Here is a 26,885-nt window from a genome sequence, read left to right as displayed (position 1 = left end):
CTAATTTTTAGGTTGATAAGCAATTCTTTGAAGTGGCATACTCATGCAATGCGACCCACCTCTGGCTCTTGAAAGTTCCGAGGAAGGAAGCAATATTATGGTGTCTTTAATATCTTCAACTTTTACTTTGCCTTGCTCAAGTTGATTTACAAGTTCAACTGCATAAATAGTCTTGAATCCATATTCTCTAAAAGCCTCACTCGTTTTATCGTTTCGGTCATAGCCTACAGCTACACCTTCTTTTAGTACCAATAAGTTACATGAATCAGTCCATTGCTCTCTTGCTCCAAATGGAAAAACATTGTTGCCTGAATATATAAAATTTACAGTTTCTGTACATTTCAAATCAATTTCGGAAATATATTTCAAAAGTTCTTCCAAATTATCAAAATCTCTACTCAGTATCTTGTCACCTTCTTTATAAAACTGCTTTATTATAATGTCTTCGTGCGTTACTCTTTGGCCCAGTTCGTCCCAAACTTTCTCATTTTCAGCCGTCTCTTTAGTGCGAGCTAGTGAACCCAACAGAACCCAAACGTTTCGTTTAATTTGGGTGAAGATTGTATCTATGTGCATATAGTCCCGCTTAGCAGGAATTTTTATAAGCGATATTTTTTTGACTATGTTTTTGGCAAAAAGCTTGTCTATAACCTGTCGGGCGGCTTCAACAGTTGTTCTTTCGCTTATACCTATCAACAAATGATTGGGAGCCACCATCATCACGTCCCCACCTTCTAGGGTATCAATCCTTTTTCCTTGATCTTCTGGTAAAAGAAAATGCTCCTCATCCTCTTCAATTTCTATGATTTTACCAGTCAAATTAATAAATAACGGATGATTAAAGAAGATATATTTGGCCAATAAAGATTCTCGAGACCTCGCTCTTCTTGCAGGTTTGTTCAATAGAATATGATCATTGATTACAATTCCGATATCTCTCGTGAAAATCAAATTCGGAATGGGGGGGAAGAACATTTCTCCAGAATCGGTAATGCCAGTAATCAATACTTTAGACAGTTCAACACTGGTGAATGTCAAAAAACGCTTCATTTCGAGGTATGAACATTCCTCTATGGCACTTACGGCCGCCACCAACTGTACTTTTACCTCTTCAATATTCAAGACATCAGCCAACAGCTTTTCAAAATCAATTACTTTTTCTGAATTAAAATAACCCTTTGAATTAGGTTTGAAAAACTCTCGTTTTGGATCGGATATATCTTGGTTGACTATTTTTTCTGGATCTAAAAAAAACAAAAGTAGTTTAACATAGTAATCGTACTCCTTTCTACGCATGGTATCGAGGTGAATAATGTCCTCAAACAACCAATCTTGGGCTTTGGATGGCACTACTTTTCCCAAACCACTGTCTGGGCTATGAATTATTAAACGTTGTAACGTTGAAATCTCTGAATCTACAAAAATCTGCTTGTCCATAAAAAATTATTTAGCCCTTAAGTCTTTGGCATTGATGACATAATCCCATTTTTTATCTCCGTTTGCATCAAAAACATTGATTTTCAGTACCCTGTCTGTTCTTTTTCCAGAAACTTCCATAATGCTAAAAGCTTGTGAATTGTATAACTCAGTTCCTTGAATAATAGTATTACCTTTCAGTTCAACATCTGCTGGTTTGCCCGCACTCGAAGTCAGCGGAGAAATTGTCAAATCATACAATGGGTAAGTCCCGTTTCTTTCCAATTTTTGAAGGTTGGTATGGTGTCTATCCCCCGAAACGAAAATCACACCCGATATTTTGTTTTCAATTAGTTTATCAAAAAGCTTTTTTCTTTCTACTGGATACGTGGCCATATTTTCGGAAACGGCTGCTTCATTTACCACTTGTCCACCTGTTATAACAAACTTAAATGGGGCTGCAGAAGCACTCAATGCATCGATTAGCCAATTTAGTTGTTTTTCACCATAATAATCTTTCGTAGAATCTATCAAATCATTAGGAGCCCTGAAATACCGATCGTCCATTAAGAAAAACTGACAATCCTCCCATAAAAAGGAACCGGTGATTCCTTCATTTTCAAAAACATAGTTCGGATTTCCCCAGAAATTCTTGAAAGCCTCCAGGGTGGTGTTTTTCCCAAAAAAGCTTCTGTCGGCATCATTTGGCCCGAAATCATGATCGTCCCAAATGGCGTAATGGTGAACATTTGCCCAAAGAGGCTGAAGTTCTTTAACTTTCTTAAATTCTGAATAACGATGATTCACACCCGTTTTGGTGTTCCAGTCTACCTCTCTCAAATAGATGTTATCACCACCCCAAACCATAAAATTCGGCTTTTGGTCATAAATTTTGGTGAAAATGGAAGTACTTTTCCCGTAAGGGATTCCAGGTCTGTCAAAACGCTCCTCATTGGTATATGTGCAGCTTCCCAAGGCAAATTTGAAAGCTGGAGGATCAAATCTGTATTGCCAGAGCGTTTGTGTTTGAAATTCTTGAACATGTAATGCCTTAATGGGCTTTTTGTTTATCCAAACTTCATATCCATATTTTTTTCCTGGTAAAACTTGGTCTGCGATTAATTTCGCTACAAAGGCATTGTCTTTTTTTGTTTGAATTTCGTCTGTAAAATATTTTACAGCTGGGGCCTCTTTATCCCAATAGGAAAACTTAACAAAATCAGCCTTTTCAGTCTGAATCCAAAGCAAAACCTCTCTCATTTCTGAATATCCCAGCATTGGTCCCGATTTAATCTGTGCTTGAATATTCGAAATAAATCCTATAATTACTACTAAGAGAACTGTGGCTTGTTTTTTCATTTGTTGATTTTAATACATCTGCAATTTATACATTCCTTTTCTAATCTTCAATATCCTAAAATTAAGAATTCAATAAATATCATATCGTACCGAAATATGTTAGATTATACTTATTCTATTTAGGTTTTAAAACTTATTTTTGCAGAAAAAAAATATTAATGACTGTTAGAGAAGATAGGTATTTTATTCAAAATCAAGATGTGTTAGAACTTTGTCAGAATTTTGGCACGCCGCTTTATGTATATGATGGAGCTAAAATAGAAGAAAAAGTCAATGCATTGAAAGAGGCCTTTAGTGGCGTTAAAATGAAAATAAAATATGCTTGTAAGGCCAATACGAATATTTCTGTACTTAAATTGATGAATAAATTGGGGGTCGATATTGATGTGGTGTCTCCTCAAGAAATGGCCATTGCATTGAAAGCAGGATTTTCTCCACGTCAAATCACTTACACCTCTAGCGGTGTTTCTTTTGATGAAATAGAAGAGTGTGTGGCCGAAAATGTCTTAATAAACATTGATAATCTTTCATCTTTAGAGAAGTTTGGACAAAAATATGGTAATTCGGTTCCAGTTTTGATAAGAATAAGACCGAATATTGAAGGCGGCGGAAACTTGAAAATAAGTACTGGACATAAGGAATCCAAATTTGGAATCGCGATTGAACAAAAGCCGGCAATTCTGGATTTAATCAAAAAATATGACTTGAACATTGTCGGAATACACCAACACACCGGTTCAGACATAAAAGATGGAAAAACTTTTGTGAACGTTGCCAAAGTGATTTTTGAATTTGCGATGGATTTCCCAAACTTAAAATACCTTGATTTTGGTGGTGGATTTAAAGTCGCCTACAAAAAAGGAGACACAGAAACAGATATGAAAGATTTGGGAGAAAAAATAAGTGCTTCTTTCAAGGAATTTTGTCAAATATATGGTAGAGACTTAGAGCTTTGGTTTGAGCCGGGTAAATATTTGGTAAGCGAAAGTGGTTATTTGTTTGCTCAAATTAATGTGGTAAAAGAAAATCCTACAAAAACGCTATTGGGATTGAATACAGGACTTAATCACCTCATAAGACCCATGATGTACGACGCATTTCATGATATTGTTAATGTTTCACAACCAGCAACGTCTCCAAAAAAAATGTATGATGTGGTGGGATATATCTGCGAAACAGACGATATTGCTAAGGAAAGAGAGCTACCAGAGGCTTCAGAGGGTGACATATTGGCGATTAAAAATGCAGGAGCTTATGGATTCACTATGGCTTCCAATTACAATGCTCGTTTTAGACCTGCTGAGGTTTTGATTTACGAAAATAAGGCTCATTTGGTACGGAAAAGAGAAACAATTCAAGACATATTAACAAACCAAGTCCTCGTGGACTTTTAAATGATGGAGTACAATTTTAAAATTTCTCACAAAAAAGACGAATTTGAATCACCAGATTTTTATGGTGTAGATGATTTATTGACTGATGAACAAAAAATGATTCGTTCATCGGTTCGAGATTTTGTAAAAAAAGATATTTCTCCCATAATTGAGGATGCGGCCCAAAGTGCCCAGTTTCCGTACTATTTGGTGAAAAAAATGGGCGAAATGGGTGTATTTGGCCCAACTATTCCAGAGCTATATGGAGGTATGGGTACAGATTACACTTCATACGGACTCATGATGCAGGAATTAGAACGCTGCGATTCGGGAATCCGATCTACAGCATCAGTTCAAGGTTCTTTGGTCATGTTTCCTATTTTCAAATTTGGCTCTGAAGAACAAAAATTGAAATTCTTACCCAAACTCGCTTCAGGAGAGTTTTTGGGTTGTTTTGGATTGACCGAACCCGACCATGGCTCCAATCCAAGCGGAATGGTGACCAACTTTAAGGAAGATGGCGATGATGTAATTTTGAATGGATCCAAAATGTGGATTTCAAACGCTCCATATGCCGATATTGCTGTAGTTTGGGCAAAAAATGAAGCAGGCAGAATTAAAGGTTTAATTGTAGAAAAGGGGATGCCTGGTTTCACTGCACCAGAAATTCACAATAAATGGTCTTTGAGAGCAAGTGCTACTGGTGAATTGGTTTTTAACGATGTAAGAGTTCCAAAGTCGAATATTTTGCCTGAAGCCGATGGATTAAAAGCCCCTTTAGCTTGTTTGGACAATGCCAGATTCGGTATTGCATGGGGTGCATTAGGAGCAGCTATGGACTGTTATGAAACAGCTAGAAAATATGCGGCGGAAAGAGTTCAATTTGGAAAACCCATAGCAGCATTTCAGCTGATTCAAAAGAAATTGGCTGAAATGTTGACAGAAATTACGAAAGCACAATTGCTGGTTTGGAAACTTGGTCAAAATAAAAGTCAGGGTAAAGCCACAACCGCCCAAATCTCATTGGCCAAACGAAATAATGTACAAATGGCATTGGAAATTGCGAGAGAAGCAAGACAAATTCTTGGAGGAAACGGTATTACTGGAGAATTCTCAGTAATGCGACACATGATGAACTTGGAGTCTGTGGTAACTTACGAAGGCACGCATGACATTCATCTATTGATTTTAGGAAACGAAATAACTGGTATTCAATCTTTTAAATAAAATTATGATAAATGTAGGCCTCATTGGTTTCGGACTTTCTGGTAAATACCTACAAGCTCCTTTTTTTCAAACCAATCCAAATTTCAATTTAAAAAGTATCGTTACTTCACAGGAAATACCCAAGCATTTATTTCCAGAAACGCAAAGAGTGGACACTTACGAAACGCTCTTGGAAGACACAAGCATTCATTTGATTTCAATTTGTTCTCCAAGTAATACGCATTTCGAATATGCCAAAAAATGCTTGGAGGCAGGCAAAAATATTCTGATAGAGAAACCTATTACCGCTCATCTTGATGAGGCTGAAGAACTTTTTAGATTAGCCGAAGCATTGAATCTCAAAATTTGTGTTTTCCAAAACCGCAGGTTTGATTCAGACTTTATGACCGTCAAAAGCGTAATTGAATCAGGAGTTTTGGGTGAAATAATTTCGTATGAGGCTCATTTTGACAGATATAAGCCAATTTTGAATGCAAAAAAATGGAAAGAAGTTGTGGCACCAGCCAATGGAATTCTTTATGATTTGGGTTCACATTTAATTGACCAATCTATTTATCTTTTTGGAAAACCAAACAAAGTATTTGGAGAAGTCTTTACCCAAAGAGCAGGCTCTGAAATTGATGACGCATTTGACATAATTTTAGATTATGGAAAACTCAGAGTTACACTAAAATCGAGTTTGATGGTAAAAGACCAAGGACCTAAATATGTCATAAACGGTACACTAGGTACCTACACAAAATACGGATTGGATATTCAAGAAGACCACTTGGTTGCTGGGTTATGGCCAAATCAGGCTGGATTTGGATTCGAACTAAAAGCGATGGATGGTTCCGTCAAAACAAACATCAATGGTGTCGAAATTTCTGGAAAAGTGGAAACCAAAGGTGGAAACTGGGGTCATTTATTTGATAATTTGGCCGATGTAATTACAAATAATGCTGAACCGATTATTAAGCCGGAGCAGATTTTAGAACAAATAAATATTATCGAGAAAATAAAAAAAGCCGAGAATTAATCTCGGCTTACCACAATTTGTTTGGATATTTCCCTTCGCTAATTAGTCTATTCAATTGGCTTATAACCATATCTTTATCTTCTGGATAAGTTACTCCGAACCAATCAGAAGCACTCTCGAAGACTTTACAATTTCCTTTTTCAGTATCAATCAAATAACTCATAACTTTAGGAATATAAAATTCTGCTTTGGGAGCATCAAAATTTTCTCTGGCATAGGTCTCAAACAAAGCTTTTATTTCTGGAAAAACACTCGGCATAAAACCCCAGAAATTCATCGAAACAGGGGTGTTTTCTCCCAATATTACTGGATCTCCTTCGTCAAGAAATGCAATTTCACCATTTTCTTGCTTAATTATTTTAGTCCGTTCGGTCACATTTATCAAAAGACCCTCGGGAGTAGTTACACATACTCCTCTTGAAACTGTACCGTTTTCAGAAAGTGTATTTTTTATTTGATAGCCTATCATGGCATGCATGGCATCGTCAATATTGCTACTTAAAAAATCTGCCATAGTCTTGAAAGCTTCAAAGCCATAGAAATCATCTGCATTTATTACTGCAAAAGGTGTCTCTGTTTGTTCCCAAGCACATAAAACAGCATGACCAGTACCCCAAGGTTTTTCACGCTTAACACCCGATAAATCTGCTGGAACATAACTTTGGAATCCTTGAATAGCAAAATCATATGCTATTTTTCCTTCTAATTTTGGACCAAAAAGTCTGATAAAGTCTTCTTTAAGTTCCTCACGAATAATAAATACAACTTTTCCAAATCCAGAACGTATAGCATCATATAGTGAGTAATCAATTATAGTTTCTCCGTTTGGTCCAAAAGGGTCAATCTGTTTTATGCCTCCATAACGACTTCCCATACCAGCCGCTAAAATCAATAGTGTAGGTTTCATTTATCTTTTTTTTGCAAAAATAGTTATATTTAAATATTTCTAAAGAAATTCTTTAAGTGTAATATTAACATTTATTAATAAATTTGTAAATAATTCTAAATAATTAACTTTAAATGAAGAAAATAATAATTCTAAAACTCTTATTGTTACAAACGCTTTTGGTGTTTGGACAGAAGGATTTCCCGCTCAATACGCTCACTTGGAGTATTTCCAGTCCTTGGCAAAATGCAAGTAAGATTACATTGAATCCAATCAATGAAAAGAAAACCCAAATAATTGATGGAAATTCGATTATTTACTCGAAAGCTCCAAACAGCAGCATTGTGTCCGCAATAAAATTACAAGACCTAAAATTGAAATTTTATATTTTGCAATCAAAATCAGGAAATGCGAAACTGAATCTTGGGGATAATTTGAGCTTGATTTTTGATATGAATTCAAATGATACATTTGGAGCCATATTAAAGAACAACGAAACAATCATTAAACCTTTGGCAGAAGCCAAAAGAAAGGAAGGTTTGTGGCAAAAAGTGGAATTGGTCTTGTCACTAACTGGATTAAACGGCATTCCAGTTATTGAAAAAGTTATTTTGAATGATTTGCTCATTCATTCAAATGTACTTTTGCCCAATCTAAAAAGTACAAATGGAAGTCTTTCATTCACTAATCAGACCGGCTTACTGGCATTCAAAGACTTTGAATATATAGGATTTGAGAAAAAGAAACCTATATCAATCAGTAACCTAACTTACACATTAGAAGAAACTTACAACGCTGACCGCTCTTTTGAATCAAAAAAGCAAGAAAAAGTAAGTGGAAAAAGTGCAGCCTTGACTACAGACATTCCGAATAATTTCAATAAATATATTCTTCATTATAAAGGAGATTTGACAGTAGAAAAAGATGCAATGTATGGATTCACCTTGGAACACCAGGGAACTGGAAAACTTTTGATAGATGGAGAACAAGTGGTGGGTTCTGGAGAATATTTGTATAGAAATCCTATTTCGGGTTTAAAAGAAATCAAGGCTGGAAAGCACAGTTTCGAGTATATTTATCATCCAATTTATTGGAGACCTGTGTTTGGTATAGAAGTTTCTGGAGCTGACTTTAGACCTTATGGATTAAACGACCCTAAAACACTCCCTACCAGACAGTTAGAAGGTGGAATATTTATCGATAATGTAGAAAGTAAGGCCAAAACAATAAGGTCTTTTTTGAATTTTAACGAAACTAAACTAACTAAGGTGATTTCGGTAGGCACTCCTGAAAAAATTCATTATTCGTTTGATTTAGACAATGGATCGCTTCTGCAAGTTTGGAAAGGTAAATTTGCCGATGTTACGCAAATGTGGCATGAAAGGGGAGAACCGCAGTTACTTTATCCATCTGGATTACTCACAGTTCTGAATGATGAAATACCATTTTTTGAACTCAGCAATGAAGTCCAGCCTAAATCTGATGTTTATACTGAATTTGTCAATACTGGCTACGATTTGGATGAAGGCGGGGTTCCGACTTATTCGTACAATTGGAAAAATGCGAACTTCACACAAAAATTTTCACCTAGTAATGGTGGGCTTTTTTGTGAGATTACCTCTAATCAGAATTTAAAATTTGGCTATACAATTGCCATAAGCAATGAAATAACCAAGCTTAGCGATAATTTGTACAAAGTTGATAATTTTTACATTGAAATTAATGAAAAAGCGAAGGTTTATATAAAAGAAATTAATGGGAAATACTATTTGAGGACTAATTTGACTGGAAAAATTGCTTATACTTTAACTTGGTAAATCATGAAACATATAATATTAACAGGTATTTCATTTTTGTTTTTGTGTCAAAATATTAAGGCACAACAAAAACCACAAACGGAGGATGATTTCTATAAAATAATTACGCTCCCGACGCCAGAAGGAGTTGAAATGGAAGTAGGAGGGCTAACTGTTCTCAATGATGGAAATATTGCAACTTCAACAAGGAGAGGTGAGATTTTTTTAATCAAAAATCCCTATATGATTGATAACACTCCGCCAATTTATAAAAAAATAGCAGAGGGAATGCACGAAGTTTTGGGTCTAAATTATATCGACAATAAATTTTTCGCCACGCAAAGGGGGGAAGTTACCACTTTGGAAGACAAAAATGGTGACGAAATAATAGATTCTTATAAGACTTTTTACAAATGGCCACTTTCGGGCAATTATCACCAATATTCTTATGGCCCGATATTACTGCCGAACAAAGACATGCTTTTCACGCTTAATTTAGATTGGATTGGAAGAGGAGCAAGTCTTTCAAAATGGCGTGGATGGATGCTGAAAATTAGCCCAGATGGCAAAATGACACCTTGGGCAACCGGACTTCGCTCACCTTCAGGTTTCAATATCAATAAGGCCGGAGATATTTTTTATACTGAAAACCAAGGCGACTGGGTTGGTTCTGGAAGAGTTACACACTTGGAAAAAGGAGATTTTGCCGGTAATGCAGCTGGTTTAATTTGGTCAGGAGAGAAAGATTCTCCTGTAAAACTTACTCTTAAAGATATTCCTGATACCGGAGAACCCTTGTACGATGTGGCCAAAAGAGTACCGGGTATAAAACCACCTGCTGTTTGGTTTCCACATACTTTAATGGGTATTTCTACCTCCGATATTCTGGAATTGGACTCGCCAAAAAACTTTGGACCCTTTGAAGGCCAAATGTTTGTCGGTGATCAAGGTCACAGTAAAATAATGAGAATGTACCTCGAAAAAGTAAACGGCGTTTACCAAGGTGCTTGTTTTCCATTCAGAGAAGGATTTAGTTCAGGTATTTTACGGATGAAATGGGGATTGGATGGCTCAATGTTTGTTGGGATGACGAGCCGTGGCTGGGCATCTACAGGTAAAGAAAAATTTGGATTGCAACGAATGATTTGGACAGGAAATACACCCTTCGAAATGAAAACAATCAAATCTATGCCTGACGGTTTTCAAATAGAATTTACACAAGAAGTAGATAAAAAATCTGCCTTAGATGCTGATAATTATAGCTTTAATAGTTTTAATTATAAATATCACCACTTTTACGGAAGTCCGGTTATTAACAATTTGAAACTTAAAATTAAAGGAATAAAAGTAGCGGAAGATAACCTTAGTGTAAGAATCGTTTTGGACACTTTGCGATTAGGCTATATTCATGAAGTGAAAATGGAAGGTATTTTGAATAGCCAAAACAAGCCTTTACTTCATAATGTGGGATATTATACTTTGAATCAGATCAATATTGCTGATTCAAAGGTTGATTTATCGATTTTTGGAGTAAAAGAAAAAGCTATGAGTCATGAAAATCACAAAATGGAAGATATGAAAGTTGCTCCAATGCCAGCATCTGCCAAAAGAATTAACAAAATGCCTGAAAGTTGGAATAACGCTGTTGATCAAACTATCACCATTGGTACAAAACCTGGTTTAAAGTTCGATATCAACAATATTCAAGTGAAACCAGGCTCAAAAATTAAATTGGTTTTTGAAAACAATGACGATATGTTGCATAACTTATTGATTGTTAAACCTAATACAGTAGATAAGGTAGGAAAGGCAGCCCTTGAGCTTGGCTTAGAAGGAGCTCAGCAAAACTACATTCCAAATCTAGAAGAGGTGATTTATCACACTGGAATATTGGAGCCTGAGTCGTCAGAAACGATTTATTTCGCTGCACCTTCAAAACCTGGAAATTATACTTTTGTCTGTACATTTCCAGGGCATTACACGCTGATGCAAGGTACATTACGTGTAAAATAATTGAAATTTAGATATTTAAAAAATGTCTCATTGGAAACTTCCACTGAGACATTTTTTTTTGTAGGATTGCAAAGTAAAAAAGCCCAATTTCCCTAAATCAACAAAAAGTAAACTTTAGTCTATAAAACCAGCAAAAAAACTTCATTTTCAAAAAAATAAAACTATGATTATATTATCTTTAAAGATTATTAATCATCATTTAAACTATACTTATGAAAAGACTATTTCTCTTTTTATTAAATCTATTTGGACTGGGATTGGCTGCTTATGCCCAACCCACCTTCCACGAAAATGGGGTACGAGACAAACGCCCAGAATATAGTTTGTTCAAAAATGCCACCATTCATGTCGACGGAAAAACTACCATTTCTAATGGATGGTTACTGATCAAAGGCGACAGAATTGAGAAAGTGGGAAAAGATTTTGACTTTCCTAAATCAGCCCAAGTTTTTGATTTGGCAGGAAAACACATATATCCTGGATTTGTAGATGCTTATTCAGACTATGGAATGCCCGAAATCAAAAGAACGAGAGGTGGAAATTTCTTTGAAACACAATTCAACTCACTAAAAGATGGAGCATATTACTGGAATCAGGCCATAAAACCAGAAACCAAAGCTTCCGAAATTTTTAAGGCGAATCCTAAAGGAGCCGAAGATTTGAGGAAAATTGGTTTTGGAGCAGTCATTTCTCATTCAAAGGACGGTATTGCTAGAGGAAATTCTGCATTGGTTTCTTTAGCGAATGGAAAAGAAAACGAGGTTTTGTTAAAGTCTGACGTTTCAGCTCATTTTTCATTTGAAAAGGGTTCAAGCACGCAGTCTTATCCAGTTTCATTGATGGGTTCTGTTGCTTTGCTTCGTCAGGCTTACTACGATGCCACTTGGCTTAAAAACGGCGGAAATAATTCCGAGAGAAATTTATCATTAGAGGCTTTGTCTAGCAGTATGACTTTACCATCGGTTTTTCATGGAAAAAGCATTTTAGATGCTCTTAGAGCCGATAAAATTGGCAAAGAGTTTGGTCAAAAATATATACTTAAATCTGGAGGAGACGATTATCAAAGGATTGAAGAAATCAAAAAACTCAATACCCATATAATTGCACCCATTAATTTCCCGAAAGCTTTAGATGTTGAAGATCCATTAGATGCTGAATCTGTTTCACTAACTGACCTTAAGCACTGGGAACTCGCCCCAACAAATTTAGGAAAATTGGCGTCGAACCAAATCAGCTTTTCTATAACTACTTCAGATTTAGTAGATAAATCACAATTCTTCGGGAATTTACAAAAAGCTGTAGCCCATGGACTTGATAAAGGAGCTGCTTTAGATGCTCTCACCAATCAACCAGCGAAAGCTTTCAAAATTGATAACTTAGTTGGTTCAATAAAAACTGGTCTTATCGCAAACTTCTTGATTTCTAATGAAGATATTTTTGATGCAAAAGCTAAATTATTAGAAAACTGGGTTCAAGGCCAAAAATTTGTGATTACAGATTTAAGTTTATCCACTATCAATGGCAAATACAAAGTAAATCTCCCAGGGTTTTCTAAATTAGAAATCACAGGTGAAAACGACAAGCCCTCACTTGAGTTTTTCGAAAATGACACAACCAAAATAAAAGCAACCACAGTAAGAGATAGGAATTTCTTAACAATAAGCTACAAGAAAAAAGAGGCAGGTTCATATAGACTTTCAGGTTTTATTTCTGACAAAAAAATATCAGGAGAAGGCAAAGATCCTAGTGGACAGTCTTTTGTTTGGTCTGCTTCATTGGAGGAAACAACTACTGAAAAAGCCAAAACAGATAGTACAAAAAAGGCTGACCTCCCTAAAGTTGGAGATTTGGTTTATCCTTTTGTCGCATTTGGCAATCCTTCAATCCCTGCAAAACAAGATTTGCTGATTAAAAACGCTACCATTTGGACAAACGAGACCGAAGGAAATATGACGGGTGATGTTCTGGTGAAAGATGGCAAAATTGAAAACGTTGGCAAAAACTTATCGGCTGTGGGAGCTAAAGTTGTAGATGGCACAGGAAAGCATCTTACCAACGGAATTATAGATGAACATAGTCATATTGCATTGTTTTCAATCAATGAAGTAGAAACGGTTTCATCTGAAGTTAGACAAGAAGACGTAGTAAACTCGGAAGATATTAATATTTATCGCCAATTGGCTGGTGGGGTAACAACTTCGCAACTACTACACGGATCTGCTGACTGTATTGGCGGTCAATCGGCCATTATAAAACTTAAGTGGGGCGAAACTGCAGAAAACTTGATTATGCCGAATTCTCCAAAATTCATCAAGTTTGCTTTAGGTGAAAACGTAAAAAGAGGCAACGCACCACAAGCTCCAAATCGCTACCCAAGTACTAGAATGGGCGTGGAGCAAGTTTTTACTGATGCATTTACAAGAGCTATAGCGTATAAGAAGGAATGGGCCAACTATAACAATCAAAAAGTTAAAACTGGTCTTATTGCACCAAGAAGAGACCTAGAACTAGATGCTTTGGTTGAAATCTTAGACGGAAAAAGAAATATTACTTGTCACTCTTATGTACAGTCAGAAATCAATATGTTAATGAAATTGGCTGACTCTTTAGGTTTTAAAGTGAACACTTTGACCCACATTTTGGAAGGTTACAAAGTTGCGGATAAAATGAAAGCAAGAAGTATCAATGCATCGACATTCTCAGACTGGTGGGCATATAAAATGGAAGTAAAAGAGGCAATCCCTTACAATGCAGCCATTATGACCAAAGTAGGTGTAAACACAGCCATAAACTCTGATGATGCTGAAATGGCCAGAAGATTAAACCAAGAAGCTGCTAAAACCATCCTTTATGGTGGTTTGACAGAAGAGCAAGCTTGGAAAACAGTTACACTCAATCCCGCTAAAATGTTGCATTTAGATGACAGATTAGGATCTATTAAAAAAGGGAAAGATGCAGATTTGGTTCTTTGGACAGATAATCCACTTTCGGTTTATGCAAAACCAGAAAAGACTATCATCGATGGTACAATCTATTTTGACCTTGAAAATGAATCAATCAAATTCAAAAGCGTAGAAACAGAGAAAAATAGAATCATTCAGAAACTTTTACTTGAAAAAAGTAAAGGAACTCCAACAGTTAGACCTACAAACAGAACAAGACCATCAGATTTTCATTGTGATGCTATTTTAGAATATGATGGAGTATCGGTTGAAAATTTGGATGAATATTTAGAAAAAATGAACAATCAAAACTAAGAATGATGAAAAAAATAATCATAGCAATAAATCTAATTTTGATTAGTCAGTGCTTAATGGCTCAAAACCCAGCAGCTGGCAAATCTGTCGCAGGCGTTACAGTTTTTACAAACGCCAAAATTTTCGTTGGAAACGGCAGAGAAATAAATAATGGTTCATTGGTAATTGAAAATGGCAAAATAACTTCAGTTTCTGAAGGAGATATTTCTGCCAATTATGCTTCTGCCAAAAAAGTCAATGTGGGCGGAAAGCATATTTACCCAGGCCTTATTTCTCCAGTAAACGCTCTTGGATTAACTGAAATAGAAGCAGTAAGAACTACGTCTGATTACCAAGAAATTGGTCAACTTAACTCAAATGTAAGAGCTTTAATAGCCTACAATACAGATTCTGAAGTAATTCCTACGGTTAGAAGTAATGGTGTTTTAATCACCCAAGCTACTCCAGAAGGAGGTTTGATTTCAGGAAGATCATCTGTTATGTATTTGGATGGCTGGAACTGGGAAGACGCTCTTTTGAAAGCTGACGATGGTGTTTGGTTAAATTGGCCATCTAAAATGACAACCTCTTTTGACTTTACAACTGGAACTAGAGAAGCCAAGAAAAATGAGAATTATCAAACAACCGTTGAAGAATTGAACAAGTTTTTTGCTCAAGCCAAACTCCTGGCCACAGAAAACAATGTATATGATAACTTAAAACTTTCGGCCATGAATGGTGTATTGAAAGGAAATGATAGGTTATACATTCAAATTGGAAATGACAAAGAAGCACTAGAAGCCATTTCATTTTGTGTAGCTCAACAAATAAAATTTCCTGTTATAGTGGGTGCTGTTTATTCTGAAACAGCCATAAATGCTTTAAAGGAAAACAATGTTCCTATAATAATTCCAAGTACACATAGGCTACCCGCCAAGGCTGATTCTGATGTGTGGGAAGCATATAAACTTCCTGCAAAATTGTTTGGAAAAGGAGTATTGGTAGGAATGCACTACAACGATTCTTATTGGAGAACGAGAAATCTTCCATTTGTGGCAGGAACAGCAGTAGGACATGGCCTAACGAAAGCTCAAGCCTTGTCAATGATAACCATCAACAATGCCAAAATTCTCGGAATCGACAAGGAGGTTGGTACTTTAGAGGTTGGAAAACATGCTACTTTTATAGTTTCAGAAGGTGATATTTTGGATATGCGAACTGCTAAAGTAACACAAGCATTCATAAAAGGAGCTGAAGTTTCACTTGACGATAAACAAAAAAGGCTAGCAGAAAAATACAATTCTAAGTACGGAATAAAATAAGAAGCTATTCAAATTTACTCATTAAGGGTTTGGTGTTTTACATCAAACCCTTTTTTATAACCATACTTTTATCCTAAATTTGTAAAAATTCGCTCTTTTAATGAAAATTGGGATTATTGGTTTGGGTGATATGGGCAAACTTTTTGCCAAAACATGGGATTCCCTATCCATGGAAGTTTATGGCTGCGACCTACCAAACAAATTTGATGAGTTGGTAACCGAACTTGCGGATACAAACATAAAAATTCTACCTGATGCAGTTTCGGTTTCCAGAATTTGTGATTTTATCATGTATTGTGTCGAAGCCGAAAACATTGCAGAAGTGGTAAAGTTTGCTGGACCTTCAACAAAATTTGGGGCAATCGTTACTGGGCAAACGTCTGTAAAAACTCCAGAAATAGCCGCTTTTGAAAAATATTTACCAAAGGATACGCAGATAGTAGGTTCACATGCACTTTTTGGGCCAGCAATCAACCCCAAAGGACAAACGATTGCTATTTTTCAACACAGAGCTTCAAATGAGGCTTTTGTCTTGTCACAAGAGCTTTTCTCCAAAACAGGAGCTAATGTTGAAGTTTTAGAAGATTTTCATGCTCACGATAAAATGATGGCGGATATACAAGTTATCACGCATGTAGGTTTTGAAAGTATAGGAACTGCCTTTATGCATCGAAAATCCTTTCCATGGGAAGATAAAAACACCATCAATGGGATTGATAACATGAAGATTCTGCTCACTTTAAGGATATTTTCGTACAAATCACACGTGTATTCGGGTCTAGCATTTCACAATCCTTATGCGATTAAGGATGTAAGAAAGTTCGCTACCACTGAAAATGAACTTTTCGGGATGATGATTTCTGAAAACAAACAAAAGTTTAGAAATAAAATCCTCAAAGCCAAGGAAACCGTTTTCGCCAATCACAATGCCGAAATGATGTTAAATGATGACATCATGCAAGAATATACACTCAATCCTGGAGAAAATCATAAAGCAAATTCTCATTTAAGTTTATTGAGTATGGTGTGTACTTGGTCTGAACTGGGCATAAATCCCTATAAAAACCTTGTGTGCCAGACTCCTCCATTTAAATTGAGGGTAGGATTAGCGGAGTATTTATTTTTAAATGATGATTTACTAGAAGAAACCATAGAAACAGCCATAAAAGATAAAAGCAACATTATTGATGATTTGGCATTTCACACTGCCGTTCATGAATGGACGAATATCCTTGAATTAGGTGATAAAAAAGCCTATGAACAGCATTTTGATGCTACTAAAAAGTTTTTAGCTCCCAGATTGGAAGAAGGAAGAAGAAAAAGTAATGAACTAATTTCTAGAATAAACAAATGAAAGAAGTTGACTTGGGAAAATTCGATAATTCATGGTATAAACCAGGAAGTTTCATTAAAAGATTTTTTTGGCATGTTATTAGTAACATATTCATCAACAGTACATTACCATTTCCGATAAAAATTAAAATATTTTTTTTGAGACTTTTTGGAGCAAGAATTGGTCATAATATTACGATAAAACCAAGCGTAAATATTAAATATCCATGGTTCTTGACCATTAAAGATAATGTTTGGATTGGCGAAAATGTATGGATTGATAATTTTGTTGATGTTATAATTTGTGAAAATGTTTGTATTTCTCAGGGGGCATTGTTGCTAACAGGAAATCATGATTACTCAAAAAAGACATTCGACCTTATACCTGGAAAAATCACCATTGAAAATGGTGCATGGGTAGGAGCAAAGACCGTGGTTTGTCCAGGTGTAACTATAGAAAGTCATGCTGTTTTAACAGTAGGATCAGTTGCTACCAAAAACTTATCCGCTTACTCAGTTTTTCAAGGAAATCCAGCAATTTTCCTTAGAGTACGTAAAATTTTAGACTAATCTTTCCTTAAAATAAGATTTTAAAGCAATATTCTGTTAAAATTTTGTTCGTAAGGTTGTTTTGTAAGTATATTTGAAATGTTCTGATGAAGAAACTAATTATAAAATGAATTTTATATTCGAAAATCTTTTCCTTGAAAAAACCTATCAATTGGTCATTTCAATGGTTCTTTCTTTCGCCATTACATGGAGATCTATTCCTGTAATTATAAATATTTGCAATCTTAAGGGTTTAATGGTGGATCCTATCAAAAGGAGTTCGCACGAAACCCCAACTCCAACTTTCGGAGGAGTGGCGATATTTGCAAGTACTTTAATTGGCTACATGCTGTGGAATTTCAGCGATGAAGGTTTTTTATTGCATAAAGTATTTGCTGGGCTTGTTATCCTATTCTTCTTGGGTATTAAAGATGATCTTTTTGCTTTAGATGCATTGAAAAAACTTGGTTCACAAGTTTTGGTAGCGATTTTAGTAGTGGTTGGAAGCGATTTAAGAATCACTAGTTTTTTTGGAATATTTGGAATTTATGAGCTTCATTATGTGGTCAGCGTTCTTTTTACAATATTTCTAATAGTGGCACTTATAAACTCATTTAACTTAATAGATGGCGTTGACGGTCTTTCTGGTGGAATTGCTATGATTGCCAGTGCTGGTTTTGCTCTTTGGTTTGCTTTAAATAATGAATGGTCTTTGGCATGCCTTGGCTTTTCAATGTCTGCGTCTTTGTTGGGTTTCTTGCGATATAACTTTTCTCCAACCAACAAAATATTTATGGGAGATACTGGTTCATTAATAGTCGGATTTGTAGTTGCAGTATTGGCCATCAAGTTTGTTCAACACAATGTTTTTAATACAAATCATAACTCAGTATATCAAAATGCTCCCGTAATTGCAATAGTTTTGCTTTCAGTTCCTATTTTTGATACTTTACGAGTTTTTGGCTTAAGAATTTTAAAGGGTAAATCGCCTTTTAAAGCAGATAGGTTGCACCTACACCATTTAATGGTCGATAATGGGCTTTCCCACATTGCTACTTCATTTATTCTTTATTTCGCTACAATTTCACTTACCACTTTTACGTACGTTTTGAGAACTTACTTTACAAATACTCAATTATCAGTATCGCTTTTGATTTTATTTTTAGCCTATCTTTTATTGGCTAGACAGCTAGAAGTAAGAAGATTGAAGTTTTATAAGCAGAAGATTTCGAATAAAGAAGCTGAAAAAAATTTGAAATCAATGAGAAAGCCTTCATTAAAATTTGAAAGAAGCATAAATCCAAACTGACAAAAATATTCTTAAAAAAAAGCCAGACTGAATAGTCTGGCTTTTTTTATTCCCATTCAATGGTAGCAGGTGGCTTTGAACTTATATCATAAACGACTCTGTTAACACCCCGAACTTTATTGATAATATTATTTGAAACTTCTCCTAGAAATTCATAAGGCAAATGTGCCCAGTCAGCAGTCATACCATCTACACTAGTTACAGCTCTTAAAGCTACCACGCTCTCATAAGTACGTTCGTCGCCCATAACACCTACACTTTGTACTGGCAATAACATTGCTCCTGCCTGCCAAATAGAATCATATAATCCCTTTTCTTTTAAACCTGAAATAAACACATCATCTACATTTTGAAGGATCTCTACTTTTTCGGCGGTCACCTCTCCAAGAATTCTAATTCCTAAGCCTGGGCCTGGAAATGGGTGTCTACCTAAAATATGTTGTGGCATATCCATAGATTTTCCAACTAACCTTACACCATCCTTAAAAAGAGTTTTTAGCGGCTCTACAATTTTTAGTTTCATATAATCTGGCAAGCCACCAACATTGTGATGAGACTTTATCGTTACAGAAGGTCCTTTTACTGAAACCGATTCTATAATATCCGGATAAATTGTACCTTGTCCAAGCCACTTAACATCTGAAATTTTGTGTGCTTCATCGTCAAAAACTTCAATGAAAGTTTTACCAATTGCTTTTCTTTTTGCTTCAGGATCGGTCAGGCCTTTTAATGCTGCATAAAATCTTTTTGACGCATCCACACCAATGACATTTAACCCTAATCCTTTATAAGACTCCAATACTTGCTGGTATTCATTTTTCCTTAGCAAACCATTGTCAACAAAAATGCAATACAGATTTTTACCAATAGCTTTATGAATCAATAAAGCCGCTACTGACGAATCAACACCACCAGAAAGTCCCAAAACTACTTTATCTTCTCCTAGTTGCTCTTTTAATTCCACAACAGAAGTTTCAACGAATGAGTTTGGTGTATAACTTTGGTCGCATCCACATATTTTCACAACAAAGTTCTCGAGTATTTTAACCCCATCTGTAGAATGAGTAACTTCTGGGTGAAACTGAATACCAAATGTCTTTTCGTTTTCAAATACAAAACCTGCATTTTTTACTGAAGACGTTGATGCCAATAACCTTGCACCTTCTGGAAGTTTTGTGATGGTATCTCCATGTGACATCCATACTTGAGAATTTCGTGAAATACCACTAAATAACTCATTTTCGGAATCAAATTCTTCCAGAACAGCTCTCCCGTATTCCCGGGTGTTGGAAGCTTCTACGCTACCTGCAAAATTATTCGCCATCATTTGAGCTCCATAGCAAACACCCAAAATTGGTAATTTACCTCTCCATTGTTCTAGGGCAATATTGGGAGATTCCTCGTCTCTAACAGAACATGGGCTACCCGAGAGTATTATTCCTTTTAAATTTTCAGTAATTTCTGGAAGATGGTGAAATGGATGAATTTCGCAATAAACGTTTAATTCTCTCACTCTTCTGGCTATCAATTGGGTATATTGTGACCCAAAATCTATGATTAAAATTTCTTGTTCTCTCATCAAATCCTTTCTCTTTTATTATTTATTCAAACTCCTTTGGTTTTTTAACTTGCTTTTCAATTCCAAACATTACTTTTGCAATCTTACATTTTTATAAAAACAGAAAAAGATTATTGGATGAATATTGCATTGTATTTGGCTAAAAAAATTCAACATACCAAAAATCAAACCTTTTCTTCTATTATCATTAAAGTCGGAATTGCAAGCATTGCTATTGCCGTGTCAGTGCTTATACTTTCTTTTTTTATACTTGTTGGATTCAAAAATACCATCAAAAAGAAACTTTTTAGCCAAACCTCCCACATTCAAGTTAACAAAATTACACTTAATCGCTCGTTTGAGGAAGCGACCATGGCAAATAATTTGGATTTTTTTAATAAATCCATAAAATTGCCAGAGGTAAAGTCTATAAATAAAGTCGCTTTAAAGTCTGTAATTCTAAAATCTGAAGAAGAAATATCTGGTGTAGTACTCAAAGGCATAGATTCGAAATACGATTGGAATGAATTTGAGCAGAATATAATAGAAGGTAGAAAGTTATCATTTTTAGCTGAGAATGAAATTATTATTAGTAAAAAAATAGCAAACGAATTACAACTAAAACTCGAGGATGACTTATTGGTTTATTTTATCCAAAATCCTCCTAGAGCAAGGAAGCTAAAAATTGTTGGGATATATGATTCTAATGTAGAGGAATTAGATCAGGTTTATGTATTAACAAATTTAAAATTGATTCAAAAAATCAATAATTGGGAAAAAGGGGAATTTGGTCACTACGAGATTTTTATAAAAGACGTTGAGACAATTGATGAGGTAAAGAAAAAATTGCTAGAGATTTTTCCTCAAGAATATGAAGTTTTAAAAGTTCCTGAGATTTTACCACAATTTTTCGATTGGTTCAAATTGTTGGACCGGAACATTATTATGGTTATAGCACTCATTACAATTGTTGCTGCTTTCAATATGATTTCTGTGCTTTTAATCATGATTATGGAAAGAACTCCAATGATAGGCCTCTTAAAGGCTGTAGGAACACAAAATACGCAAATAAGGAACATTTTCCTTATAAATGGTTCGAAAATTATACTTTGGGGATTGTTTTGGGGAAATTTACTTGGAATTGGAATAGCTTATTTACAATCAACATATAAGCTGGTTAAATTGGATGCTGCCAATTATTACATGAATTATGTTCCCATTGATTGGAATTGGTGGATTGTATTGATAGTTAATCTTTCTGTTTTTGTTGTGGTATTATTGGTAACTTATTTACCATCGCTTATTATAAAGAAAATAAGCCCTGTAGAAGCCCTAAAATACAAAGATTGAGCAACTTGTGGTCACTCAATCTTCGATATAATTTTATTAAATTAGTATCTATCAACAGAAACTGCAGAAAGTCCGCTTTTGATTTCTAAATAAATTTTGTTGGTTGCTGTTTCGAAATTATCCGTTTTCCAAGTTCCTGAACTTGATTTCGAAAATCCATCAAAATCTTTGGCGTTCAATGCTCCGTCCATCTTGATTTGACATGCAACTCCTCTTGGTACCATAATCTTAACTTTAGCTACTCCACTTTCTACTCTTACTTTTGATTCTTTTAATTTATCACCGAGTTTCAAACTTATATCAGCAGCACCAGTTTCCATTTTGATGTCCTTTATTTTATAATCAGACAAATCGAATTTTAGCTCTCCGGCCCCAACTCCTAAATCTAGATTCCAAATCGGCGTTTTATTTAACTTCAGATTGACATCGTTGTTTATTCCTTTGCCGATTCTAATATTGTCAGAGCCATTTTTGGAACTCATCTTAAAGGAAATTTCATGTGTAGTTCCCTTTTTTTCATCTTCTAGGTTGAATTTGTTCTCAAAAAGCCTAGTTTCAGCAGAAAACAAATCGTTTCCAGAAGCTTCACCCAAAAAGAACTCTGCAGCTCCTCCTCCAATTTCTAAATTAACTTCTTCAACAGACTTGTCGAAAGGCACACTAAAGTTTTGAGATGTTTTTGAGTTCGAAGTGCTGTCTTCATCAAAACTAAAATCGTTATCATTGTCATCCATTTCCACATCAAAATCAAAATCATCGTTGATTTCTGACCTCACTTTGTCAATGGCCGAGGTAGATGCGTTGTAAATGGCTAATGGTATTGCAAAAGCCACCAAAAGGGCAGTAGTAGGATTAAAAACCGTTCTTTTGGGAGTAAAAAACACTGCTATACCACCCAATATTATGAGTACTGGCCAATATTTAGCCAACTCTCGCATAGAAACCTCAAACTGAAACCAATCATTTACGACGCCGAGCATCAAGACTCCAAAGGCTACCAAAATGGCTCCTAAAAAAATATTACCGTTATTTTTCATAGATATTTAGGATTAATAACCGGTACCGGTTGGATTGCTATTATTTACATCTCCATTATTTTCATCCTTGTCTTTAACAATTATCCAAACACCCAAGCCAATTAGAATTAAAGGCCACATGTTTTTCAAATATGAAAAAAGGTTTATGTCAAAGAATGTTTTGAAGGAAAAAACTGCACCTAAAATGATAAGGATTAAACCTCCTACCATATTTCCGTTTCTTGATTGATTGCTCATGTCTGCTATTGGTTTTAAAATTGTACTACTATCATAAACTTCACTGTTGTTCACCATCTCAAATTGGTGTTTGGGCAAAACTGCCCACATTATCAGGTACGAAATAACAATCGGAAATGGTGTAAAAAACAAGACAACAAATACAATTCGTACCAATGTAAGGTCTGTTTTCAAGTAACTTGCCAATCCCTGGCAAACTCCACCTAAAATACTGTTTTGGTTTTTAATTCTGTACATACATTATAGCTTTTTCATTAATTATGAAACAAACTTAGCCAGTTCGTCGGTACTATGTATTGCAAACTACATAAGTGGTATAAATACTTGATAAACCGAAAATATGTTATTTGAAAAATTAATTGAGGTCTTCAAGCTTTTCAAGAGCCTCCATGAGACCGTCATAATTATTAATACCTGGACGTACTTCTTTGCTGCCTTTGAATGCGTAACCGGCTATTTCTTGATTTTTGTTATCGATGTTATCGAATTCATAGCCGACCAAAGTATGGTATTCCTTTGACCACTGTTGTACTATTTCATTTATTTTTATATTCTTCAAAATAATGAAATTCACATTTAGATTTGACTCAAAATTTTCAACATTTTCAATTTCTAATATCTTTATAGTAGAATCAAGATCTTCTAGCATACTTTTTTGATTTTCATCAAAAATAAAACCATCTAGCTTGTAATGGTTTAGGGCTTCAATAATTTTAAAAATATCATTGGTATTGAAAGAGCCCAAAATCTTTACACCACTTAACCAGTTTTTTATTTCTTCAAATTCCTTCAAATCAACAAAATCAGGACTTTCAGGATTTAAATCAAAAGAAATAAAATCTACCATCATACCTGAGCAATACCTAGCTTCTGACAAACTTGTTATGTTCTTTACCAAAATAGTTTTGGGCATCTTCTAAATGTTTTTTTTGCAAAATTAAGCAAGAACCATTCATATGGGTTTAATGTTACTTATTTTTGTATTTTAATTTTTAAACTAAACGGAGGACTTTGAATCCTCGCAGTGAGATTATGAGTAAGAAAGGACGTGTTTTGGTAGCCATGAGTGGCGGAATAGATAGCTCTTTGGCAGCTGTATTGTTACATGAGCAAGGTTATGAGGTTATAGGCATGACCATGAAAACCTGGGATTATGCATCCTCAGGTGGTACAAAAAAAGAAACAGGCTGTTGTAGCCTTGATTCAATAAATGATGCAAGAGCCATTGCAGTGGATTTGGGATTTCCTCACTATATATTAGACATTCGTTCTGAATTTGGTGATTTTGTGATAGATCATTTCACTGGTGAGTATCTCGAAGGAAGAACTCCCAACCCGTGCGTTTTATGCAATACACATATCAAATGGGATGCTTTATTGAGAAGGGCAGATAATTTAGACTGTGAGTTTATTGCCACTGGACATTACGCCAAAATCAGAGAAGAAGGTGGCCGATATGTGATTTCGAAAGGGGTGGACAGTACAAAAGACCAAAGTTATGTGCTCTGGGGAGTTTCACAAGAAAGTCTGTCACGCACAATTTTGCCTCTTGGAGGATATACAAAAGAAGAAATAAGAACCATGGCCAAACAAAAAGGATTCTACGATTTAGTAAACAAATCCGAATCTTATGAAATCTGCTTTGTTCCTGATAATGATTATCGTGGATTCTTAAAAAGGCGAGTGGAAGGATTAGAAGAAAGAGTAAATGGCGGTAATTTTGTTCTTGAAACAGGTGAAATAGTTGGAAAAAACGAAGGTTATCCATTTTATACCATCGGACAAAGAAAAGGTCTAAAAATAGCAATGGGCTATCCGGTTTTCGTAACAGAGATTCGAAAAGAAACCAATGAAGTAGTCCTTGGAACCGAAGAATATCTTTTGAAAAATGCCATGACTGTGGGTAAACTTAATCTTCAAAAATATGCTGCCATACCTGAAGGAGGCTTAGATACCGTCACGAAAATTAGATATAAAGATAAAGGTCAATCAGCATACATTAAGCAGATTGAGTCTGATAAAATAGAAGCATATTTCCAAGAATCAGTAGCCGCAATTGCCCCAGGACAAGCAGCGGTGTTTTATGAGGGGGAAGATGTGATAGGTGGTGGGTGGATTCTTAAAAACTTCAGAGTTTAAAGACTAAAAAGGATATTCTTCGTCTAAATTTGGATTAGGGTTTTCCTGATCCAAATTCATTTTGCTCTTAAAGGTTTGAAATCCAGGATCAACGGCTTGAGATTCAAATTGACTAATACCTGAATGTTGACTAAAGGAATTTGGAATAGATGAAGCACCAGAATATTCTCCAATATTGGCAAACTTTGTAAATTTACCAATAAACTGAAGCCGAATATTCTCGATAGTTCCCGCTCGATTTTTGGCAATAATCAGTTCACCGATTCCTTCGGTTGAATTTCCTTGTTCATCCTCTGTAATTTTATAATACTCTGGACGATACAAAAACATTACCATGTCGGCATCTTGCTCAATTGATCCAGATTCTCTCAAATCTGATAATTGTGGACGTTTATCTCCTCCTCTAGTTTCTACTGCTCTACTCAACTGTGAAAGTGCCAAAACAGGCACTTCAAGTTCTTTGGCAAGGTTTTTCAAAGACCTCGAAATAGCTGCAATCTCTTGCTCACGGCTGCTTGAGACACCTGAACCGTCGTCCCCAGTCATCAACTGCAAATAATCGATGATAACCATTTGAATATTGTGCTGAGCTTTTAATCTCCTACATTTTGCCCTTAATTCAAGAATAGAGAGGGCAGGAGTGTCGTCAATAAATATATTGGCTTTTGAAAGTTTTTCTATGCGATGATGAAGTTGTTCCCATTCATGACCTTGCAAAGTACCTTTTCTCAGTTTTTCACTATCAATCTCTGCTTCAGCTGATATCATCCTAAGCATAAGTTGCGTAGCTGACATTTCCAAAGAAAAAATAGCAATTGGAATATCATGATCTACAGCAGCATTTCTCATTGAAGAAACCACAAATGCAGTTTTACCCATACCGGGTCTAGCGGCAATAATCGTTAGCTCTGTTTTTTGCCAACCACCAGTAAGATTATCCAAATCAGTAAAACCACTCGCTATGCCCGTTAAACCATCAACATTCGTCTGTTTTTTGTGCTCTAACTCATCAATCGTATTCCGCATGATGGTGTTAGCATCGAGGTAATTTTTTCTAATATTTTTTTCAGATATTCCAAAGAAAGACTGTTCTGTTTTGTTCAGCAGATCAAAAACATCAAAATTGTCAGAAAAACCATCTTCTAAAATCTCTCCAGCAACTCTAATCATTTCTCTTTTGATGGCTGACTGCGAAATCGCCATGGCATGGTACTCAATATTAGCCGCTGAGTTAATTTTGCTACTTAATGTCGCAATGTATTTAGCTCCACCTGCTTTCTGTATTAGGCCGTTTTTTCTGAGATTTCTTATAACATTTAAGGAATCGATGGGTTCAGAGCTTTTGAAAAGCTCTGTGATAGTGGAAAAAATAAGTTGGTGAGCTTCAGAATAAAAACTTTCTATGTTGAGTAGCTCATTCACAAGCCCAAAGGCATCCTTATCGATGAGAATAGCTCCCAAAACCGCCTCTTCCATTTCTGGGGTTTGGGGAGCCATTTTACCTCTTTGCAGAGCTAAATTCTCACTGACAATCGATGTATTTATAAATTCACTCAAAGCCTGTTTTTTTCAATTGGGTTAACGAAATACAATATTACATTAAAAAAAAATGATAATAAAATCAACCAAAATGAACGATTTTAGAAAGGATTATTTATCAGTATTTTAAATAGGTAACAATAATTTTTTGTGGAAAAATCGATGAAATTGTTAATAATTTTTCCAAAT

General features: G+C 35.4%; 20 protein-coding genes. 12 read left to right on the top strand and 8 right to left on the bottom strand.

Going from position 1 to position 26,885, the window contains the following annotated elements; all coding sequences use genetic code 11:
- Together EGI24_RS03960 and EGI24_RS03955 are read right to left on the bottom strand one after the other, a co-directional pair.
- Positions 1-1,437: an arginine deiminase family protein gene (locus tag EGI24_RS03960; RefSeq protein WP_255047022.1), complete on the bottom strand. Its 1,437-nt coding sequence runs from the start codon at positions 1,435-1,437 to the stop codon at positions 1-3.
- A 6-nt stretch (positions 1,438-1,443) separates the two neighbouring features.
- Positions 1,444-2,775: an alkaline phosphatase gene (locus EGI24_RS03955; RefSeq protein WP_255047021.1), complete on the bottom strand. Its 1,332-nt coding sequence runs from the start codon at positions 2,773-2,775 to the stop codon at positions 1,444-1,446.
- A 158-nt stretch (positions 2,776-2,933) separates the two neighbouring features.
- On the opposite strand from EGI24_RS03955, the gene lysA reads away from it, so the two are divergent.
- Genes lysA through EGI24_RS03940 form a run of 3 tightly spaced genes read left to right on the top strand, consistent with a single transcriptional unit; the run spans position 2,934 to position 6,393 of the window.
- On the top strand, positions 2,934-4,169 hold the full coding sequence (gene lysA, locus EGI24_RS03950) for a diaminopimelate decarboxylase (protein ID WP_255047020.1): 1,236 nt from the start codon (positions 2,934-2,936) through the stop codon (positions 4,167-4,169).
- A 3-nt stretch (positions 4,170-4,172) separates the two neighbouring features.
- On the top strand, positions 4,173-5,375 hold the full coding sequence (locus EGI24_RS03945) for an acyl-CoA dehydrogenase family protein (protein WP_409035467.1): 1,203 nt from the start codon (positions 4,173-4,175) through the stop codon (positions 5,373-5,375).
- 4 nt (positions 5,376-5,379) lie between these two features.
- The gene (locus EGI24_RS03940) at positions 5,380-6,393 is read left to right on the top strand and encodes a Gfo/Idh/MocA family oxidoreductase (protein ID WP_255047018.1); all 1,014 of its coding nucleotides are present in this window, start codon (positions 5,380-5,382) and stop codon (positions 6,391-6,393) included.
- 7 nt (positions 6,394-6,400) lie between these two features.
- Here EGI24_RS03940 and EGI24_RS03935 read toward each other — a convergent pair whose 3' ends face one another.
- On the bottom strand, positions 6,401-7,300 hold the full coding sequence (locus tag EGI24_RS03935) for a sugar phosphate nucleotidyltransferase (protein ID WP_255047017.1): 900 nt from the start codon (positions 7,298-7,300) through the stop codon (positions 6,401-6,403).
- 113 nt (positions 7,301-7,413) lie between these two features.
- Between EGI24_RS03935 and EGI24_RS03930 the strand changes: the two genes are divergently transcribed.
- From EGI24_RS03930 to EGI24_RS03900, 7 genes are all read left to right on the top strand, one after another.
- The gene (locus tag EGI24_RS03930; RefSeq protein ID WP_255047016.1) at positions 7,414-9,096 is read left to right on the top strand and encodes a hypothetical protein; all 1,683 of its coding nucleotides are present in this window, start codon (positions 7,414-7,416) and stop codon (positions 9,094-9,096) included.
- Between the two features lie 3 nt (positions 9,097-9,099).
- A complete protein-coding gene (locus EGI24_RS03925) occupies positions 9,100-11,088 on the top strand; it encodes a plastocyanin/azurin family copper-binding protein (protein ID WP_255047015.1) in 1,989 nt (662 codons plus the stop codon).
- 212 nt (positions 11,089-11,300) lie between these two features.
- Positions 11,301-14,345 carry an amidohydrolase family protein gene (locus EGI24_RS03920; RefSeq protein ID WP_255047014.1) on the top strand — a complete coding sequence of 1,015 codons (3,045 nt, stop codon included), beginning with the start codon at positions 11,301-11,303 and terminating at the stop codon, positions 14,343-14,345.
- A gap of 5 nt (positions 14,346-14,350) precedes the next feature.
- The gene (locus tag EGI24_RS03915; RefSeq protein ID WP_255047013.1) at positions 14,351-15,646 is read left to right on the top strand and encodes an amidohydrolase family protein; all 1,296 of its coding nucleotides are present in this window, start codon (positions 14,351-14,353) and stop codon (positions 15,644-15,646) included.
- 100 nt (positions 15,647-15,746) lie between these two features.
- Positions 15,747-17,000: a prephenate dehydrogenase gene (locus tag EGI24_RS03910; RefSeq protein ID WP_255047012.1), complete on the top strand. Its 1,254-nt coding sequence runs from the start codon at positions 15,747-15,749 to the stop codon at positions 16,998-17,000.
- Positions 16,997-17,548: a WcaF family extracellular polysaccharide biosynthesis acetyltransferase gene (locus EGI24_RS03905; protein ID WP_255047011.1), complete on the top strand. Its 552-nt coding sequence runs from the start codon at positions 16,997-16,999 to the stop codon at positions 17,546-17,548. Before EGI24_RS03910 ends, EGI24_RS03905 begins: the two co-directional genes overlap by 4 nt.
- Before the next feature lie 106 nt (positions 17,549-17,654).
- The gene (locus EGI24_RS03900; RefSeq protein WP_255047010.1) at positions 17,655-18,836 is read left to right on the top strand and encodes a glycosyltransferase family 4 protein; all 1,182 of its coding nucleotides are present in this window, start codon (positions 17,655-17,657) and stop codon (positions 18,834-18,836) included.
- A gap of 46 nt (positions 18,837-18,882) precedes the next feature.
- Here the strand turns inward: EGI24_RS03900 and guaA are convergent, their stop codons facing one another.
- Complete coding sequence (guaA, locus tag EGI24_RS03895) at positions 18,883-20,415, bottom strand: glutamine-hydrolyzing GMP synthase (RefSeq protein WP_255047009.1); 1,533 nt, start codon at positions 20,413-20,415, stop codon at positions 18,883-18,885.
- Between the two features lie 117 nt (positions 20,416-20,532).
- Here guaA and EGI24_RS03890 point away from each other — a divergent pair, with 117 nt between their 5' ends.
- Positions 20,533-21,744: an ABC transporter permease gene (locus EGI24_RS03890; protein ID WP_255047008.1), complete on the top strand. Its 1,212-nt coding sequence runs from the start codon at positions 20,533-20,535 to the stop codon at positions 21,742-21,744.
- Between the two features lie 41 nt (positions 21,745-21,785).
- Here the strand turns inward: EGI24_RS03890 and EGI24_RS03885 are convergent, their stop codons facing one another.
- The 3 genes from EGI24_RS03885 to EGI24_RS03875 form a co-directional block, all read right to left on the bottom strand.
- Positions 21,786-22,781 carry a LiaI-LiaF-like domain-containing protein gene (locus EGI24_RS03885; RefSeq protein ID WP_255047007.1) on the bottom strand — a complete coding sequence of 332 codons (996 nt, stop codon included), beginning with the start codon at positions 22,779-22,781 and terminating at the stop codon, positions 21,786-21,788.
- Between the two features lie 12 nt (positions 22,782-22,793).
- Positions 22,794-23,255 carry a PspC domain-containing protein gene (locus tag EGI24_RS03880; RefSeq protein ID WP_255047006.1) on the bottom strand — a complete coding sequence of 154 codons (462 nt, stop codon included), beginning with the start codon at positions 23,253-23,255 and terminating at the stop codon, positions 22,794-22,796.
- Between the two features lie 118 nt (positions 23,256-23,373).
- Positions 23,374-23,931, bottom strand: coding sequence for a hypothetical protein (locus EGI24_RS03875; protein WP_255047005.1), 558 nt, complete (start codon positions 23,929-23,931; stop codon positions 23,374-23,376).
- 119 nt (positions 23,932-24,050) lie between these two features.
- Here EGI24_RS03875 and mnmA point away from each other — a divergent pair, with 119 nt between their 5' ends.
- Positions 24,051-25,157: a tRNA 2-thiouridine(34) synthase MnmA gene (mnmA, locus tag EGI24_RS03870; RefSeq protein WP_255047004.1), complete on the top strand. Its 1,107-nt coding sequence runs from the start codon at positions 24,051-24,053 to the stop codon at positions 25,155-25,157.
- Positions 25,158-25,160: 3 nt separating this feature from the next.
- On the opposite strand, the gene dnaB is transcribed toward mnmA, so the two are convergent.
- Positions 25,161-26,654 (bottom strand): replicative DNA helicase, encoded by a 1,494-nt coding sequence (gene dnaB, locus EGI24_RS03865; RefSeq protein ID WP_255047186.1) that lies wholly within the window; start codon positions 26,652-26,654, stop codon positions 25,161-25,163.
- Positions 26,655-26,885: the final 231 nt, after the last annotated feature.

It is taken from the genome of Lacihabitans sp. CS3-21 (assembly GCF_024343675.1).
In the GTDB taxonomy this organism is placed as follows: domain Bacteria; phylum Bacteroidota; class Bacteroidia; order Cytophagales; family Spirosomataceae; genus Leadbetterella.
This window is presented reverse-complemented; position numbering and strand designations above follow the sequence as displayed.